Annotated in this window: 14 protein-coding genes; 13 read left to right on the top strand and 1 reads right to left on the bottom strand. The window is 52.0% G+C overall.

Annotated features, from left to right (window positions below):
* Positions 1–119: 119 nt before the first annotated feature.
* Positions 120–845, bottom strand: a complete 726-nt coding sequence (gene flgA, locus EAW52_RS14030) for a flagellar basal body P-ring formation chaperone FlgA (protein ID WP_122042962.1) — start codon at positions 843–845, stop codon at positions 120–122.
* Positions 846–943: 98 nt separating this feature from the next.
* Here flgA and EAW52_RS14025 point away from each other — a divergent pair, with 98 nt between their 5' ends.
* The 13 genes from EAW52_RS14025 to EAW52_RS13965 all read left to right on the top strand — a co-directional run bounded on the left by EAW52_RS14025 (position 944) and on the right by EAW52_RS13965 (position 14331).
* Positions 944–1876: a chemotaxis protein CheV gene (locus tag EAW52_RS14025; RefSeq protein WP_122042960.1), complete on the top strand. Its 933-nt coding sequence runs from the start codon at positions 944–946 to the stop codon at positions 1874–1876.
* Between the two features lie 43 nt (positions 1877–1919).
* Entirely contained in the window at positions 1920–2747 is an 828-nt protein-coding gene (gene cheR, locus EAW52_RS14020; protein ID WP_162997642.1) for a protein-glutamate O-methyltransferase CheR, read from the top strand.
* Between the two features lie 226 nt (positions 2748–2973).
* Positions 2974–3387 (top strand): flagellar basal body rod protein FlgB, encoded by a 414-nt coding sequence (flgB, locus tag EAW52_RS14015; RefSeq protein WP_026003857.1) that lies wholly within the window; start codon positions 2974–2976, stop codon positions 3385–3387.
* A gap of 2 nt (positions 3388–3389) precedes the next feature.
* Positions 3390–3833 (top strand): flagellar basal body rod protein FlgC, encoded by a 444-nt coding sequence (gene flgC, locus EAW52_RS14010; RefSeq protein ID WP_122042956.1) that lies wholly within the window; start codon positions 3390–3392, stop codon positions 3831–3833.
* A gap of 13 nt (positions 3834–3846) precedes the next feature.
* Positions 3847–4563, top strand: coding sequence for a flagellar hook assembly protein FlgD (locus EAW52_RS14005; protein ID WP_122042954.1), 717 nt, complete (start codon positions 3847–3849; stop codon positions 4561–4563).
* Between the two features lie 28 nt (positions 4564–4591).
* The gene (gene flgE, locus EAW52_RS14000) at positions 4592–5899 is read left to right on the top strand and encodes a flagellar hook protein FlgE (RefSeq protein ID WP_122042952.1); all 1308 of its coding nucleotides are present in this window, start codon (positions 4592–4594) and stop codon (positions 5897–5899) included.
* 174 nt (positions 5900–6073) lie between these two features.
* Positions 6074–6811: a flagellar basal-body rod protein FlgF gene (gene flgF, locus EAW52_RS13995; RefSeq protein WP_010797879.1), complete on the top strand. Its 738-nt coding sequence runs from the start codon at positions 6074–6076 to the stop codon at positions 6809–6811.
* A 52-nt stretch (positions 6812–6863) separates the two neighbouring features.
* A complete protein-coding gene (gene flgG, locus EAW52_RS13990; protein WP_122042950.1) occupies positions 6864–7649 on the top strand; it encodes a flagellar basal-body rod protein FlgG in 786 nt (261 codons plus the stop codon).
* A gap of 29 nt (positions 7650–7678) precedes the next feature.
* Entirely contained in the window at positions 7679–8374 is a 696-nt protein-coding gene (gene flgH / locus EAW52_RS13985) for a flagellar basal body L-ring protein FlgH (protein ID WP_122042948.1), read from the top strand.
* 11 nt (positions 8375–8385) lie between these two features.
* Positions 8386–9486: a flagellar basal body P-ring protein FlgI gene (locus EAW52_RS13980; RefSeq protein WP_122042946.1), complete on the top strand. Its 1101-nt coding sequence runs from the start codon at positions 8386–8388 to the stop codon at positions 9484–9486.
* Positions 9487–9499: 13 nt separating this feature from the next.
* Entirely contained in the window at positions 9500–10726 is a 1227-nt protein-coding gene (flgJ, locus tag EAW52_RS13975; RefSeq protein ID WP_122042944.1) for a flagellar assembly peptidoglycan hydrolase FlgJ, read from the top strand.
* Positions 10727–10735: 9 nt separating this feature from the next.
* Entirely contained in the window at positions 10736–12727 is a 1992-nt protein-coding gene (gene flgK, locus EAW52_RS13970) for a flagellar hook-associated protein FlgK (protein WP_122042942.1), read from the top strand.
* Positions 12728–12738: 11 nt separating this feature from the next.
* Positions 12739–14331, top strand: coding sequence for a flagellar hook-associated protein 3 (locus tag EAW52_RS13965; RefSeq protein WP_122042940.1), 1593 nt, complete (start codon positions 12739–12741; stop codon positions 14329–14331).
* Positions 14332–14343: the final 12 nt, after the last annotated feature.

Raw genomic sequence — 14343 nt, 5'->3', positions numbered from 1 at the left:
GCATGCCCAGCTTTTCGGCTTAGCCCAAAAAAACTTTAGGCTAAATTTTGTGCTCCGTTTGGCAAAAAGCTAATGGGTCAGTATAAACCATCTGTTAGAGGCCATGGTGGCTGTTTGGCTTACATGGCGACCTCAACCATTCCCGGGCCAGTCACGCGCGCTTTAATGACGCGCTTGGAATTCAGATTCTTGACACGAATCTGCTCTCCCTGGGCACCATCAATCAACGCCTCTCCCTGCATCCGTACAGTGAAGCCTCCCGATCCCGCACTAATAACAACCTGATCGCCCTTGCGCACCACTTCGGCTGCCTGGAGAAAGGAGGGAGCCAATATTTGATCTGCCACTACCTGCCGCTTGAGTTTCTGACCCATCACTAGATCGATATCTGTTAGATAACCTTGAGGCAATTTTCCGACGTCTCGCTCCAGTAGAGCTACATTCTGCGGATCTATAATCGTATCGCGCAGCAATGGTCGGGTGGTGACTACGACATTTCGATACAGGCGAACCTCCGCAGGGATGTAGACGGTCCAGGGGGTACTTCCTTCGCATCGAACACGTACCGAAACACGGCCTAGCGGTGCTTCAAGGCCCTGCTGTGCAACGGTTAATGGTCGATCGCAAGCCGCCAGCCGTAAACGTGGGTCCAAGTCTTTCACCTGAACTTCATGCCGACCCTCAGCATGACTCTCGATCAAATATTCCTGAACGCGCTCCTCAAGAAATCCTTGAGCTGCGCCGATAAGTTCCTCAGGCAGGGTTAGCTCGGCAGCTGCATAGGTCTGGCTTGCAGAGCAGAACCCTACAAGAGTTATCAGTAATGAGATGTGGCGTCTGTTCATGCGTCGAGAAACTGTCTTCGGCGGTTCATGAATCTACCTAAGCAATCCCTGTGCCGTCTTCTGTCATCCGATAGGCCGGCCTTTTCAGGAGTTCACAAATGGCTGGCGTATTAGATGCAGTCAACCAGCGTACTCAGTTGGTCGGGCAGAATCGGCTGGAACTGCTGTTGTTCCGTTTGGACGGCCCGCAGCTTTATGGAATCAACGTCTTCAAGGTACGGGAGGTGCTGCAGTGCCCCAAACTTACCGTGATGCCAAAATCCAGTGCTGTTGTGCGTGGCGTTGCAAGTCTTCGTGGGGGCACCTTCCCGATCATGGATTTGGCGTTGGCAACGGGTCGCCGTGGTCTGGATGATCTGACGAATAGCTTCGTCATCATTACCGAATACAACACCAAGGTTCAGGGCTTTCTGGTGCGCTCTGTCGAGCGAATCATCAACATGAACTGGGATATGATTCAGCCGCCACCCAAGGGAACCGGTCGTGACCATTACCTGACGGCTGTCACGCGTGTCGATAATCAGCTGGTTGAAATTATCGATGTGGAAAAAATCCTTTCAGAAGTGGCGCCTTCGGTCGAAACCATTTCGGAAGGTATTATCGATACGGCTGTACAAGCTAAGGCAGTTACCAAGCATGTATTGATTGTCGATGACTCGTCTGTGGCGCGTAAGCAGGTAAGCCGCTGCCTTGAAACCGTTGGCGTGGAGGTAACTGCGCTCAACGATGGGCGTCAGGCGCTGAATTTTCTAAAAGATATGGTCGATAACGGCGAAAAGCCGGAGCAAGAGTTGCTCATGCTGATTTCGGATATCGAGATGCCCGAGATGGACGGCTATACTCTGACAGCAGAAATCCGTAACGATCCCCGGATGAGTAAACTCCATATCCTTCTTCATACCTCACTGTCTGGTGTATTTAACCAAGCTATGGTTAAGAAGGTGGGAGCTAATGATTTCCTCGCTAAATTCCGTCCCGACGATCTAGCATCCCGGGTCATTGAGCGTATCAAGGCAGCTGATGAAGGCTGAAATGATTAACGCTCTTCTTTTCTGATTCAGGAGCAGAACGGAAGTGTCAGCAGTTAATGCAGATTTTATGCAGTTCCGTGTCTTTCTTGAAAAGACGTGTGGAATCCTGCTTGGTGATAATAAACAGTATCTGGTTTCCAGCCGCCTCAACAAACTGATGGAGGCGGAAGGAATCAAGTCGTTGGGAGAGCTGGTGCAGCGTATCCAGACCCAGCCACGCAGCGGACTCAAGGAGAAGGTCGTCGATGCGATGACGACCAATGAAACCCTATGGTTTCGTGATACCTATCCGTTTGAGGTTCTAAAGAATCGCCTGTTGCCGGAGCTGACCAAAGCCAGCCCGGGACAGCGGCTGCGTATCTGGTCGGCAGCCTGTTCGTCGGGTCAGGAGCCTTACTCGCTATCAATGACCATAGACGAGTTTGAGCGTGGCAGCCCAGGCCAACTACGCAGCGGTGTCCAGATCGTGGCAACAGATTTGTCCGGTGTAATTTTGACAGCGGCTAAATCGGGTGAGTATGACTCACTGGCAATCGGGCGTGGCCTTTCCCAGGAAAGACTGCAACGTAATTTTGACGTGGTTCCGCCGAATCGGTGGTCAGTAAAGCCCGCTATTAAAAGCCGCGTTGAATTCAGAGCGCTTAACCTGTTGGACAGTTATGCCAGCTTGGGCAAGTTCGACATGGTCTTTTGCCGCAACGTGCTGATTTATTTCTCGGCTGATGTGAAGAAAGATATCCTGACGCGTATTCACGGCACGCTCAAACCGGGAGGCTACCTGTTCCTAGGGGCGTCGGAAGCCTTGAACGGGCTGCCGGAACTCTATCAGATGGTCCAGTGTAATCCTGGCATCATTTACAAAGCGAAATAAGCCAAAGGCCCGACATGTTGGGCCTTTTCTTTTCCTGCCTTGCCATCCTTCCTGTCAAAGTTTTGCCGTCATCCTTGCCGCTTGCCTCTTCAAATACGGAAAAACCTTGCCGCTTTTGGCGCTGTAGCGCGCCTTGTTTTACTAACTCATTGATATTTAAAGTTTTTAATAGTTGGCATGTGCATTGCTAAAGGGAGATAGCCCTTCTGGCAATAGGTTCATGACCATGAGTATCAGTTTCGATAAAGCATTGGGTATCCATCAGCAGGCGTTGAATTTCCGTTCTCAACGCGCCGAAGTGTTGGGCAACAACATTGCTAACGCCGACACGCCTGGATACAAGGCGCGCGATCTGGATTTCTCGGCCGTTCTGGCAGAGCAAGCCAACAAGTCGTCGCATAGCAAGTTCAACCTTGATACGACCAACACTCGTCATATCGAGGCTGAAGGTTTCGGTGATCTGTCAGCGGATGCTGCGATGCGCTATCGCATACCCACTCAGCCTTCGCTGGATCAGAACACTGTGGATGAGCAGGTAGAGCAAGCCAATTACGCAGAAAACTCTGTGCAGTTCCAGGCCAGCTTCACGTTGCTTAACAACAAATTCAAAGGGCTCATGTCTGCCCTTCGTGGAGAGTAACCATGTCCCTGAGTAATGTATTCAACATTGCTGGTACAGGTATGAGCGCACAGACCACGCGCCTGAATACCATCGCCAGTAACATTGCTAACGCCGAGACCGTTTCGTCCAGCGTGGATGAGACCTACCGTGCCCGTCATCCTGTGTTTGCAACCATGTTGAACCAGGCGCAGAGCGGTGGCAGCGCTTCTCTGTTCGATGAACAGGGCGAGGCCGGAACGGGTGTGCAGGTACTGGGCATCGTTGAAGACCAAAGCAATCTTGAGGCCCGTTACGAGCCTAATCATCCGGCTGCTGATAAAGACGGCTATGTGTACTACCCGAATGTCAATGTCGTGGAAGAGATGGCGGACATGATTTCGGCAAGCCGCGCATTTCAGACCAACGCTGACATCATGAACACTGCCAAGCAGATGATGCAGAAAGTCTTGACGTTAGGTCAGTAAGCGGAGATCACGCATGTCCACTATCAATACGAATACCAATAACGCAGGCGTTGCAGCATCGGCATTGACGAGTCTGACCAGTAGCGGTTCTTCTACCAGCAGCACAACTAGCTCGGACTCTTCAACTAGCGCGTTAGGAAAGGATGATTTTCTAAAGCTGCTAGTAACGCAGCTCAATAATCAGAATCCGCTTGATCCTCAGGACAATAGTGCTTTCGTTGCGCAATTAGCCCAGTTCAGTAGTGTAGAAAGCTTGCAGAATCTGAACTCCACTGTAAGTGGCCTGGCTACTAACTATCAGTCTTCTCAGGCGCTGCAGGCATCTTCGCTTGTAGGGCGCTCAGTAATTGCCCAAACGAATTCTACGCTTGTAGATACTACCAAGAGTATGAGTGGGGCAGTAGTCATGCCAGCTACTGCTGATGATGTAAAAGTAGGTATCTATAACAGTAGTGGTGAGCTAATAAAGACTATTTCGATGGGCACCCAGCAGACTGGCAACGCTGATTTTATTTGGGATGGTAGTACCGATAACGGCATTGAAGCCCCCTCGGGTACCTACACTTTCAAAGCCACTGCGACAATAGAAGATACGCAGACAGCTTTGAGTACTTATCTACCGGCTACGGTTAACAGCGTGACGCTGGGCCAGGACGGTAATGAAATGCAACTTAATCTAGCTGGGCTGGGCAGTGTGTCGCTGTCACAAGTTCAGATGATCGGTCAATAAGCCGGCAGCCCGGCATAGGAGAATAGTAATGTCTTTCAATATCGGTCTTAGCGGTCTCAACGCAGCAAGCAAGCACCTTAACGTCACCGGCAATAACATTGCTAACGTGGGCAGCACTGGTTTCAAGGCCTCCCGCGCAGAGTTCGCCGATATCTACGCTACGTCCATGTTTGGAGTGGGTAACAATACTACTGGCAGCGGTGTGCAGACGGCCGCCGTGTCCCAGCAGTTCACTCAGGGCACGATCAACAACACTGGTAACAGCCTGGACATGGCTATCAACGGCAACGGCTTCTTCGTGCTGAGCGACAACGGCTCGACGATCTATTCCCGTAACGGTACCTTTAAGACTGACAAGAACGGCAACGTGGTCGATAATGCCGGCAATAAGTTACAGGGCTATGGTGCCGACACTGACGGTAACATCAAGACTGGCATCGTGACCAACCTGGTCGTGGAAACCCAGAATCAGCTGCCTAAGGCAACAACTAAGGTCGAGCAAACGTTGACTCTGAATTCTACCGCCACGATTCCGACGGCTACAACGTTCGATCCAGATAACTCCCAGAGCTATAATTGGTCCACTTCGGCCAGTCTGTATGATACCCAAGGCAACGAGCACACTATGACCCAGTACTTCGTGAAAAACGACACGAACAGCTGGAGCATGTACGTGACCATCGATGGTCGCAACCCAAGCGACCCGACTTCCACGACCCCAGCCTCTGCCACGATGAGCTTTACGCCGTCAGGCACCTTGGCGTCGCTGGCTTCAGACGACTTCAGCGTCGATGAAAACAACGTTATGACTATGTCTAACTGGGTGCCAGCTACCATCACCAACAGCACCACCAACCCAGTGACATGGGGTGCAAACGGTGCGCAGGCCAGCGGTACGGGCATAGCTATGGACATCACTGATATCACACAGACCAATAGCAGCTTTGCAGTGACGGCCGTCAACCAGGACGGCTACACCACCGGCCAGCTTTCGGGCTTGTCAGTAGGTGACGATGGCACCTTATTCGCCGCCTACAGCAACGGCCAGAACAAAGCCATCGGTCAAGTGATCCTGGCGACTTTTGCCAATATGCAGGGTCTTACCCCGATCGGCAACACCGACTGGATCCAGTCGCCTGCGTCAGGCGAGCCAGTGATTGGTACACCTGGCTCTGGTACCCTGGGTGTGCTGGCTTCCGGCGCGCTGGAGGAGTCCAACGTGGATTTGACGGCTCAGTTGGTAGACCTGATCGTTGCTCAGCGCAACTATCAGGCTAACGCTAAAACTATTGAGACTGAAAACACAGTCTCTCAGACCATCATTCAAATGACATAAGGGAAGCGTTGCCGGTTGAGGCAACAATATTCCGGCGCTCTGACAAAAAGGCCTCATTCGAGGCCTTTTCTTTTTAGATCAAGTGCTTAACTAATTTAAATAATATGGCACAGGCCTTGCTATAGATCCTGCATCGAAGCAATTCGCTGCAAAAAACCGTCGCTAGAGGATTCTATGGACAAGTTGCTTTACGTCGCTATGAGCGGTGCCAGCCAGAATGAAATGGCACAGCGTGCCCACGCCAACAACCTGGCGAACGTTTCCACTTCAGGATTTCGTAAGGATCTTGAGCAAGCACGCTCGATGCAGGTATTTGGTGATACTCATCCTTCACGCGTCTATGCCATGAGCGAGCGTCCGGCAACGGACTTTACGCCTGGCTCGCTTCAAGAGACCGGACGGAACCTGGATATCGCTATCGAGGGTAACGGCATGATTGCTGTCCAGGCGCCGGATGGTAGCGAAGCGTATGTGCGTACCGCCAGTCTTCAGATTGATGCATTGGGTCAGCTGCGTACTAGCGGTGGTTTTCCGGTCATCGGCAATGGCGGACCGATTGCAGTGCCTCCGCAAGCCAAGGTGGAAATCGGTCAGGACGGCACAATCAGTATCCAGGCGCTAGGCGAGAGTCCCCGCGTACTGGCTGAGGTTGACCGCATCAAGCTGGTTAACCCTGATACCAAGCAAATGGAAAAAGGTCTTGATGGCCTAATCCACACCAAGAACAACCAGCCTGCAGCGCCGGATGCCAATGTCCGTGTGGCTTCGGGGTTCGTAGAAAGCAGCAATGTGAATGCTGCTGAAGAAATGACCTCTGTTCTTGCCCTGGCCCGTCAGTTCGAGCTGCACATCAAGATGATGCGTTCGGCTGAAGACAACTCGGCTGCGATGGCAAAGGTTTTGCAATCCTAATTACCAGTTTGCATGAAATGCCGTAAAGCCGGCGCTTGAGGAGAACGCAATTATGATGTCTGCATTGTGGGTCAGTAAAACAGGTCTGTCCGCTCAGGACATGAACCTGACCACTATTTCCAACAACCTGGCCAACGTCTCCACGACGGGCTTCAAGCGCGACCGTGCCGAGTTCCAGGATTTGCTGTATCAGGTACGTCGCCAGCCAGGCGCCCAGTCCACTCAGGACAGCCAGCTGCCGTCAGGCCTGCAACTGGGTACCGGTGTACGTATTGTGGGTACTCAGAAAAACTTTACCGAGGGTAGCCTGCAAACCACGGATCAGCCGTTGGACATGGCCATCAACGGTCGTGGTTTCTTCCAGGTTTCCATGCCGGACGGCACGATTGCCTATACCCGTGACGGTACTTTCCACCTGAACTCTGATGGTCAGGTCGTTACCGCTAATGGTTTCGCTCTGGAGCCGGCGATTGTTGTTCCTGCTGAGACCAGAACCTTTACTGTGGGTGAAGACGGTACGGTGTCGGTAACCACGGCTAACAATGCAACGCCGCAGGTGATCGGCAACCTTCAGACGGCTGACTTTATCAACCCGGGTGGCCTGCAGGCCGTAGGCAACAATCTGTTCATGGAAACCGCTGCCAGTGGTGCTCCGCAGAACGGTACCCCTGGCCTGAATGGTCTTGGCACAGTCATGCAGCAGACATTGGAAAACTCTAACGTAAGCACCGTGGAAGAGTTGGTGAACATGATTACGACTCAGCGCGCTTACGAGATGAACTCTAAGGTCATCTCCACGGCTGACCAGATGCTTGGCTTCGTTACTCAGAATCTGTAACCGCTTTTATTCGCGAGGTCGTTGTTTGTATGAACCGCCTTCTTGCTCTTGTTCCCGCGCTTGGCGCTGTATTGCTGGTTGGCTGCGTAGCACCTGCTGCTCAGCCCAACGATCCGTATTACGCGCCGGTGCTGCCGCGTACGCCGATGCCGGCTGCGCAGAACAATGGCTCCATTTACCAGCCTGGGTTCGACCAGAACCTGTATACCGACCGTAAGGCGTTCCGCGTGGGTGACATCATTACCATTACGCTGGAAGAAAGGACTCAGGCGAGCAAGAACGCGAGTTCGGATATTTCTAAGGACAGCTCGGCCGATCTAGGCGTCAGCTCACTGTTTGGCACCAAGGCACAGATTGGCAACCCGCTTTCAAGTGGCAACCTGAACCTGGGCGCTCAATTCGAGGGGACACGTGAATCCTCTGGAGATGCCAAAGCCGCACAGAGCAACAGCCTGACGGGTTCTTTGACTGTGACAGTAGCTGACGTGATGCCCAACGGTGTGTTAGCTGTCAGGGGTGAAAAATGGCTGACGCTCAACACAGGCAATGAGCTGATGCGTATTGCTGGACTGATTCGTGCAGACGATATCAGCACCAATAACACTGTGTCTTCCACTCGGGTAGCGGATGCACGGATTACCTATTCTGGTACAGGGGCATTTGCCGATGCGAGTCAGCCGGGTTGGTTGAGCCGCTTCTTCACTAGTCCGCTATTTCCGTTCTGAGGCGTGAAATCATGTTGAAACATCTATGCGTTGCTTTCGCACTGGTACTGTCGGCAACGGCAGCCCAGGCAGAACGCCTCAAGGACATCGCTACCATTCAAGGCGTGCGGACTAACCAGCTGATTGGTTACGGCCTGGTTGTGGGCTTGAATGGTACAGGTGACCAGACGACGCAAACGCCGTTTACTGTCCAGACCTTCAATAACATGATGGCGCAGTTCGGTATCAAGGTACCCAGCGGCGGAAACGTCCAGCTCAAGAACGTGGCAGCTGTATCCATTCATGCGGACCTGCCAGCGTTTGCCAAGCCAGGCCAGACTATTGACGTTACCATTTCGTCGATCGGTAATGCCAAGAGCCTGCGTGGCGGTAGTCTGTTGATGGCTCCGCTAAAGGGTATCGACGGTAATGTGTATGCCGTCGCGCAAGGCAACTTGGTTGTAGGTGGTTTTGACGCAGAAGGTAAGGACGGCTCGCGTATCACTGTCAACGTTCCGTCAGCAGGGCGTATCCCTGGCGGGGCCACCGTCGAGCGTCCGGTTCCGAGCGGCTTCGATCAAGGCAACTCGCTAACGCTGAACCTCAACCGTTCGGACTTCACGACCGCCAAACATATCGTTGACAAGATCAACGACCTGCTAGGTCCGGGTGTAGCAACGGCAGTAGATGGTGGCTCGGTTCGTGTGACGGCTCCGCTCGATCCCAACCAGCGTGTGGACTACATCTCTGTGCTGGAAAACCTGGAAGTCAGCCCAGGCGAAGCAGTTGCCAAGGTCATTATCAACTCGCGTACCGGCACTATCGTCGTCGGGCAGAACGTAAAAGTTGCGCCTGCAGCTGTTACGCACGGCAGCCTGACGGTCACCATCAGTGAAGATCCTATTGTCAGTCAGCCCAATCCGCTCTCGGACGGCCAGACAGCAGTGGTACCCAACTCGACGGTCAAGGCCAAACAGGAAGCCAAGCCGATGTTCAGGTTTGGTCCTGGCACGACTCTTGATGAGATTGTACGGGCCGTCAACCAAGTTGGCGCAGCACCCAGTGATTTGATGGCGATCCTCGAGGCGCTTAAACAGGCTGGCGCCTTGCAGGCCGATCTGATTGTAATTTAACGGAGCAGTAGTCATGGACTCTCGTTTGGGCGGAACCTACAGCAGTAACGTCGATTCCGGCGCATATACCGACCTGAACCGCCTTGCCCAGATGAAGGGCAAGAACCGGGACAGTGAGGAAAACATCAAGAAAGTGGCTCAGGAGTTTGAGTCGCTCTTCCTGAACCAGATGATGAAGTCCATGCGCTCGGCTAATGAAGTACTGGCCGATAAAGACAGCCCGTTTCAGAGCGAAACGACCAAGCAATACCAGAGCATGTATGACCAGCAAATGGCCGTGTCGCTCTCGCGAGAGGGCGGTGGCCTTGGATTGGCAGCAGTGCTTGAGCGTCAGCTCTCGAAGACGGGGCAGGCCAGCCATCGTCCGAATCCATTCGCGCAGGTAGGGCAGGCAGCGGCGGCGCCGAAAAGTGAGGCTTCAGCGGCTGCCCAGCCCTCAACGCTTCGCTCCGATCACAAACTGGCCACTGTAGATCCTGCGCGTGATGACTCCAAGTTTCTCAATCAACGCCGCCTAGCGTTGCCTGGAAAACTGGTTGATCGCGTCATGGCCGGTATTGTGCCGGATGTACAAAATCCGACCAATCACGTTGCCGGCACGGCTAACACTGCACTGTCAAAAAATGATTGGAAGCCTGCTCAAGCCCTGGCCGTTTCGGCCGATAAAGGTCTGAGTACGGGTGTGTCCCAGGACATTAGTGGACGTCGGTATGCACAACCGCCTCTGGCCAGTAAATCATCCTTCAGTAGCCGTGAGGACTTCGTTAATACGATGCTGCCAATGGCGAAGGAAGCTGCTGAGCGGATCGGCGTCGACCCGCGTTTCCTGGTAGCCCAGGCTGCACTGGAGACCGGCTGGGGCAAATCCATCATCCAGCAGCAGGACGGCTCCAGTAGCCACAACCTGTTTGGCATCAAGGCTCATGGCTGGCAGGGTGGTTCGGCGCGTGCACTGACTACCGAATATGTGAACGGGCAGCCCGTTAAAGAGGTAGCCAAGTTCCGTGCATATGACTCGTACGCAGACAGCTTCCATGACTATGTGAGCTTTCTGCAGGACAATGATCGGTATCAGAAGGCGCTCAACAGCGGAGGCGATTCAGAGAAGTTCATGAAAGGACTCCAGCAAGCCGGCTATGCCACTGACCCGAACTATGCACGCAAGGTAACGCAAATTGCTCAAGGCATTGGTACTTACCAGAATATTGCCGCGAATAGCACAACATCTATCCGCTCATAAGGCCTGACTATGTCGAACTTACTTTCTATTGGCGTTTCAGGGCTATCGGCCAGCCAAACAGCCCTAAATACAGTTGGTCAAAACATTACTAATGCGGATACCGCAGGCTATTCTCGGCAGTTAACTGTTCAAACTAACAACGCCGGTATGAAGACTGGCACCTATTTTGTAGGTACTGGTACAACGATTGCTGATGTGCGACGTGTATATAGCGCCTATCTGACTACACAGATGCAAACTAGTACCGCGTTGGATGCTGATGCGCAGACATATCTTGCTCAGACCAATCAGGTCAACTCTCTTCTGGCTGATAGCACTACAGGGCTGTCTAAAGTTCTACAGAATTTTTTTGCTTCTGTACAGACGGCGTCGTCTTCGCCGACTGATGCTGCGTCTCGTCAATTGGTACTAACTCAGGCCGCTAACTTAACCCAGCGGTTTAATTCTGTATCTAGCCAGCTGAGTGCGCAAAACGACTACGTTAACACGCAGATGGAGAGCATTGCCGAGCAAGTTAATTCTCTTGCATCGACCGTTGCGGGTTACAACCAGGCGATAACCAACGCTTCAGGTGGCGGTTCTGTACCCAATGATCTCTTGGACAAGCGCGACCAGGCAGTGACTGAACTGTCCAATCTGATTGGCGTCACTGTAGTCCAGCAGGACAACAACTATAATTTGTTTCTCGGTACGGGCCAGCCGCTTGTTACTGGTAACAATGTAGCCACGCTGCAGGCTGTTCCAGATCCGAACAACCCGTCTCAGGACATCCTGAAACTGGCGTCAAATAATTCATCAGTAGATATTACTTCGGTCGTAACCGGGGGGCAGATGGGCGGCCTGCTGCGTTACCGTGCGGACATTCTTCAACCGACCATGAACGATGTGGGTCGGATGGCAATTGTTCTGGCAGACAGCGTCAATAATCAGCTAGAGCAGGGTATTGATCTCGACGGCGACTTTGGTACAGGCCTATTCAAAGATATTAATGATCCTAGTGTAGTGAGCCAGCGTAGCTTGGCGAGTGGTCTTAATACAGGTACCTCTAACCTCAATGTAACTATTGAAGATAGCGGCGCGCTGACGACCAGCGACTACCGGGTTACCTTTAGCAGCGAGACAGGTTATACCGTGTCACGCCTGTCTGATGGCAAGCAGCTGGGCAGTGGCGACCTGAACGACGATCCGCCTAAGTCTTTTGACGGTTTCTCACTGAGCAAGCAAAGCATTGGTACCATGGCTAATGGCGACACGTTCACCGTGATCCCAACGCGTACCGGTGGCAGCAACATAGCGGTGGAAATGACCAACGCAAATGATTTGGCTTTAGCAACGCCGATTTCTGGTACTACTACAACGTCAAATTACGGTAGTGCCACGATCACCGCGCCGGTGCTGACAACAGACCTGAGTGGAAGTGATAGTGCTGCGCTTAAGACCAGTCTTCAGGCGAACTTGCCAGTTAAGATGGTTTTTAGCGCAGCTTCGGGCGGCACGCAAAGTTATACCGTTTACGATGCGGCCGGAAACAACCTAAGCACTGGTAGCATTATTCCTGGACAGGCTAACAATCTCAGTCTATCCGTGGGCTCGCCCAGCCTCTCGTTTACTACAACGGTAAACGGCTCGCCGGGTGCTGGAGATAGCTTCACGTTCTCGTTTAACCAAAATGGCGCTGCGGACAACCGTAACGCTCAGAATATTGTCAACCTGCAGACTGCTAAAACAGTTGGTAAGAACGCGGGGGGTGGCATGAGCATAACGGGAGCTTATAGTAGCCTTACGGAAACTGTAGGCGCCAAAACTAACCAGGCGGACCTTGATGCTAAAGCCACTACAGCCGTTCTGACCCAAGCAACTAACAGTCGCGACTCTCTTTCAGGTGTAAACCTGGATGAAGAGGCGGCGAACTTGGTGAAATTCCAACAGTATTATTCAGCCTCGGCACAAATCATCAAGGCTGCCCAACAAACTTTCGATACCCTAATTAGTAGCTTGTAAGGTGCTGAACCATGCGCATTTCTACTTCGCAATATTATTCATCCAGCATCTCTGGCTACAACAAAGGGTATGCTGATATTACTAAGACTCAGCAGCAGATCTCCTCAGGTAGCCGTATCCAGACCCCTGCAGATGATCCGGTGGGCTCAGCACAGTTACTGCAGCTTAAGCAGCAAGAGGCACTGTTGGGGCAATACTCAGCGAATATGACAACGGCTGCTAATAGCCTGAATCAGGAAGAGAGCGTACTGAGCTCTATGGGTAATGTGCTGCAGCGCGCCCGTGAATTAACACTCCAAGCGGGCGATGGGTCGTTGACTGACGATGATCGCAAAGCGGTTAGTGATGAACTTGGACAGATTCAAGAGCAGCTTCTGACTCTAATGAACAGTAAGGATGCTAGCGGTAACTATATTTTTGCCGGGAGCAAAACCGGTACGGTTCCGTTCGTAAAAAACTCTGACGGCACATACAGTTACCAGGGGGATCAGAATACACTATCTTTGCAAGTATCGGATTCTTCAACCCTGCCTACTAACGACAACGGTTGGAGTATCTTCGAGGCATCAACGAATGCCAGTCGTACTACAGCCAGTGTAACGGCTAATCCTGCAACTGACGGTACCCAACGTGTTTTCGTTTCACAAGGTACTGTTAGCAACGATACCAGTTATAACAAGGCATACCGCGATGACACGCCTTACACACTCGAAGTTGTAAACGATAAGCAATACAAGCTTTACGATAAGGATGGAAATGACATCACCAGCGAGGCGGGTACAAACGGTGTTTATGACGCCAATTCGTCTACTAGTAACAGTGTTACTTTCCGCGGAGCTACCTTCCAGCTCGATGTATCCCTTGCGAAGGGAGATGATGGTGGCGACATCAGCAGCCTAACTGCTGGCTATAAGTTCTCGCTGGGCTCTGCGAATACAAGTTTTTCTACTGTACGCTCGGCAACCAATACATCCTCTGCTCAGATCAGTTCTGTGTCGCTGACTGACCAGAGTGCTTATAGCACTACATTTCCGGCGGGTGGAGTTACACTTAAATTTACCAGTAATACGGATTATGCAGTCTACTCATTACCAACCAGCTCCACAGCAACTCCTATCGGTAATGGTAGCCTGGGCGGATCGACTTATCCCCAAACGATCTCGGTAAAAGGCGTAGATATGAGCATTAGCGCTGCGCCAGCGAGCGGGGATCAGTTCTCCATTACGGCAAAGTCTTCTGAAAAACAGAATATTTTGGATACGATTGGCCAGCTTCGCTCTGCCTTAGAGGCAAGTTCAAGTGAGGATCCTCAATCCCAGTTGACTCTGCGCAACAGTGTTGCCTCAGCGATTAGTAACCTGGACAATGGGATGACCCAAATCCAAAAGACTCAATCCTCGGTAGGTGCGCGCCTGAATACAATCGATACGTTAAAAGAAGAAAACCAAAGTTTGATGCTAGTTAACAAATCAACGCAATCGACTATTAATGATACGGATATGGCTGCTGCCGTATCGCAATTGACTCTACAAAAGACAAAGCTAGAGGCAGCCCAGCAAGCATTTGTAGCAGTAGCGCAGTTGAGTTTGTTTAATAAGCTTTAATAAAAAAGCCGG

The organism is Pseudomonas sp. LTJR-52 (assembly GCF_003691465.1).
GTDB classification, from domain to species: Bacteria; Pseudomonadota; Gammaproteobacteria; order Pseudomonadales; family Pseudomonadaceae; genus Chryseomonas; species Chryseomonas luteola.
Note: the sequence above shows the minus strand (reverse complement) of the source record. Positions and strands in the feature narration are given on the sequence as shown.

Coding starts and splice junctions, on each gene's coding strand:
- EAW52_RS14025 (WP_122042960.1), top strand. CDS start 944: ATGGCTGGCGTATTAGATGCAGTCAACCAGCGTACTCAGTTGGTCGGG.
- flgK (WP_122042942.1), top strand. CDS start 10,736: ATGTCGAACTTACTTTCTATTGGCGTTTCAGGGCTATCGGCCAGCCAA.
- flgF (WP_010797879.1), top strand. CDS start 6,074: ATGGACAAGTTGCTTTACGTCGCTATGAGCGGTGCCAGCCAGAATGAA.
- flgB (WP_026003857.1), top strand. CDS start 2,974: ATGAGTATCAGTTTCGATAAAGCATTGGGTATCCATCAGCAGGCGTTG.
- EAW52_RS14005 (WP_122042954.1), top strand. CDS start 3,847: ATGTCCACTATCAATACGAATACCAATAACGCAGGCGTTGCAGCATCG.
- flgC (WP_122042956.1), top strand. CDS start 3,390: ATGTCCCTGAGTAATGTATTCAACATTGCTGGTACAGGTATGAGCGCA.
- flgJ (WP_122042944.1), top strand. CDS start 9,500: ATGGACTCTCGTTTGGGCGGAACCTACAGCAGTAACGTCGATTCCGGC.
- flgE (WP_122042952.1), top strand. CDS start 4,592: ATGTCTTTCAATATCGGTCTTAGCGGTCTCAACGCAGCAAGCAAGCAC.
- flgA (WP_122042962.1), bottom strand. CDS start 845: ATGAACAGACGCCACATCTCATTACTGATAACTCTTGTAGGGTTCTGC.
- flgG (WP_122042950.1), top strand. CDS start 6,864: ATGATGTCTGCATTGTGGGTCAGTAAAACAGGTCTGTCCGCTCAGGAC.
- EAW52_RS13965 (WP_122042940.1), top strand. CDS start 12,739: ATGCGCATTTCTACTTCGCAATATTATTCATCCAGCATCTCTGGCTAC.
- EAW52_RS13980 (WP_122042946.1), top strand. CDS start 8,386: ATGTTGAAACATCTATGCGTTGCTTTCGCACTGGTACTGTCGGCAACG.
- flgH (WP_122042948.1), top strand. CDS start 7,679: ATGAACCGCCTTCTTGCTCTTGTTCCCGCGCTTGGCGCTGTATTGCTG.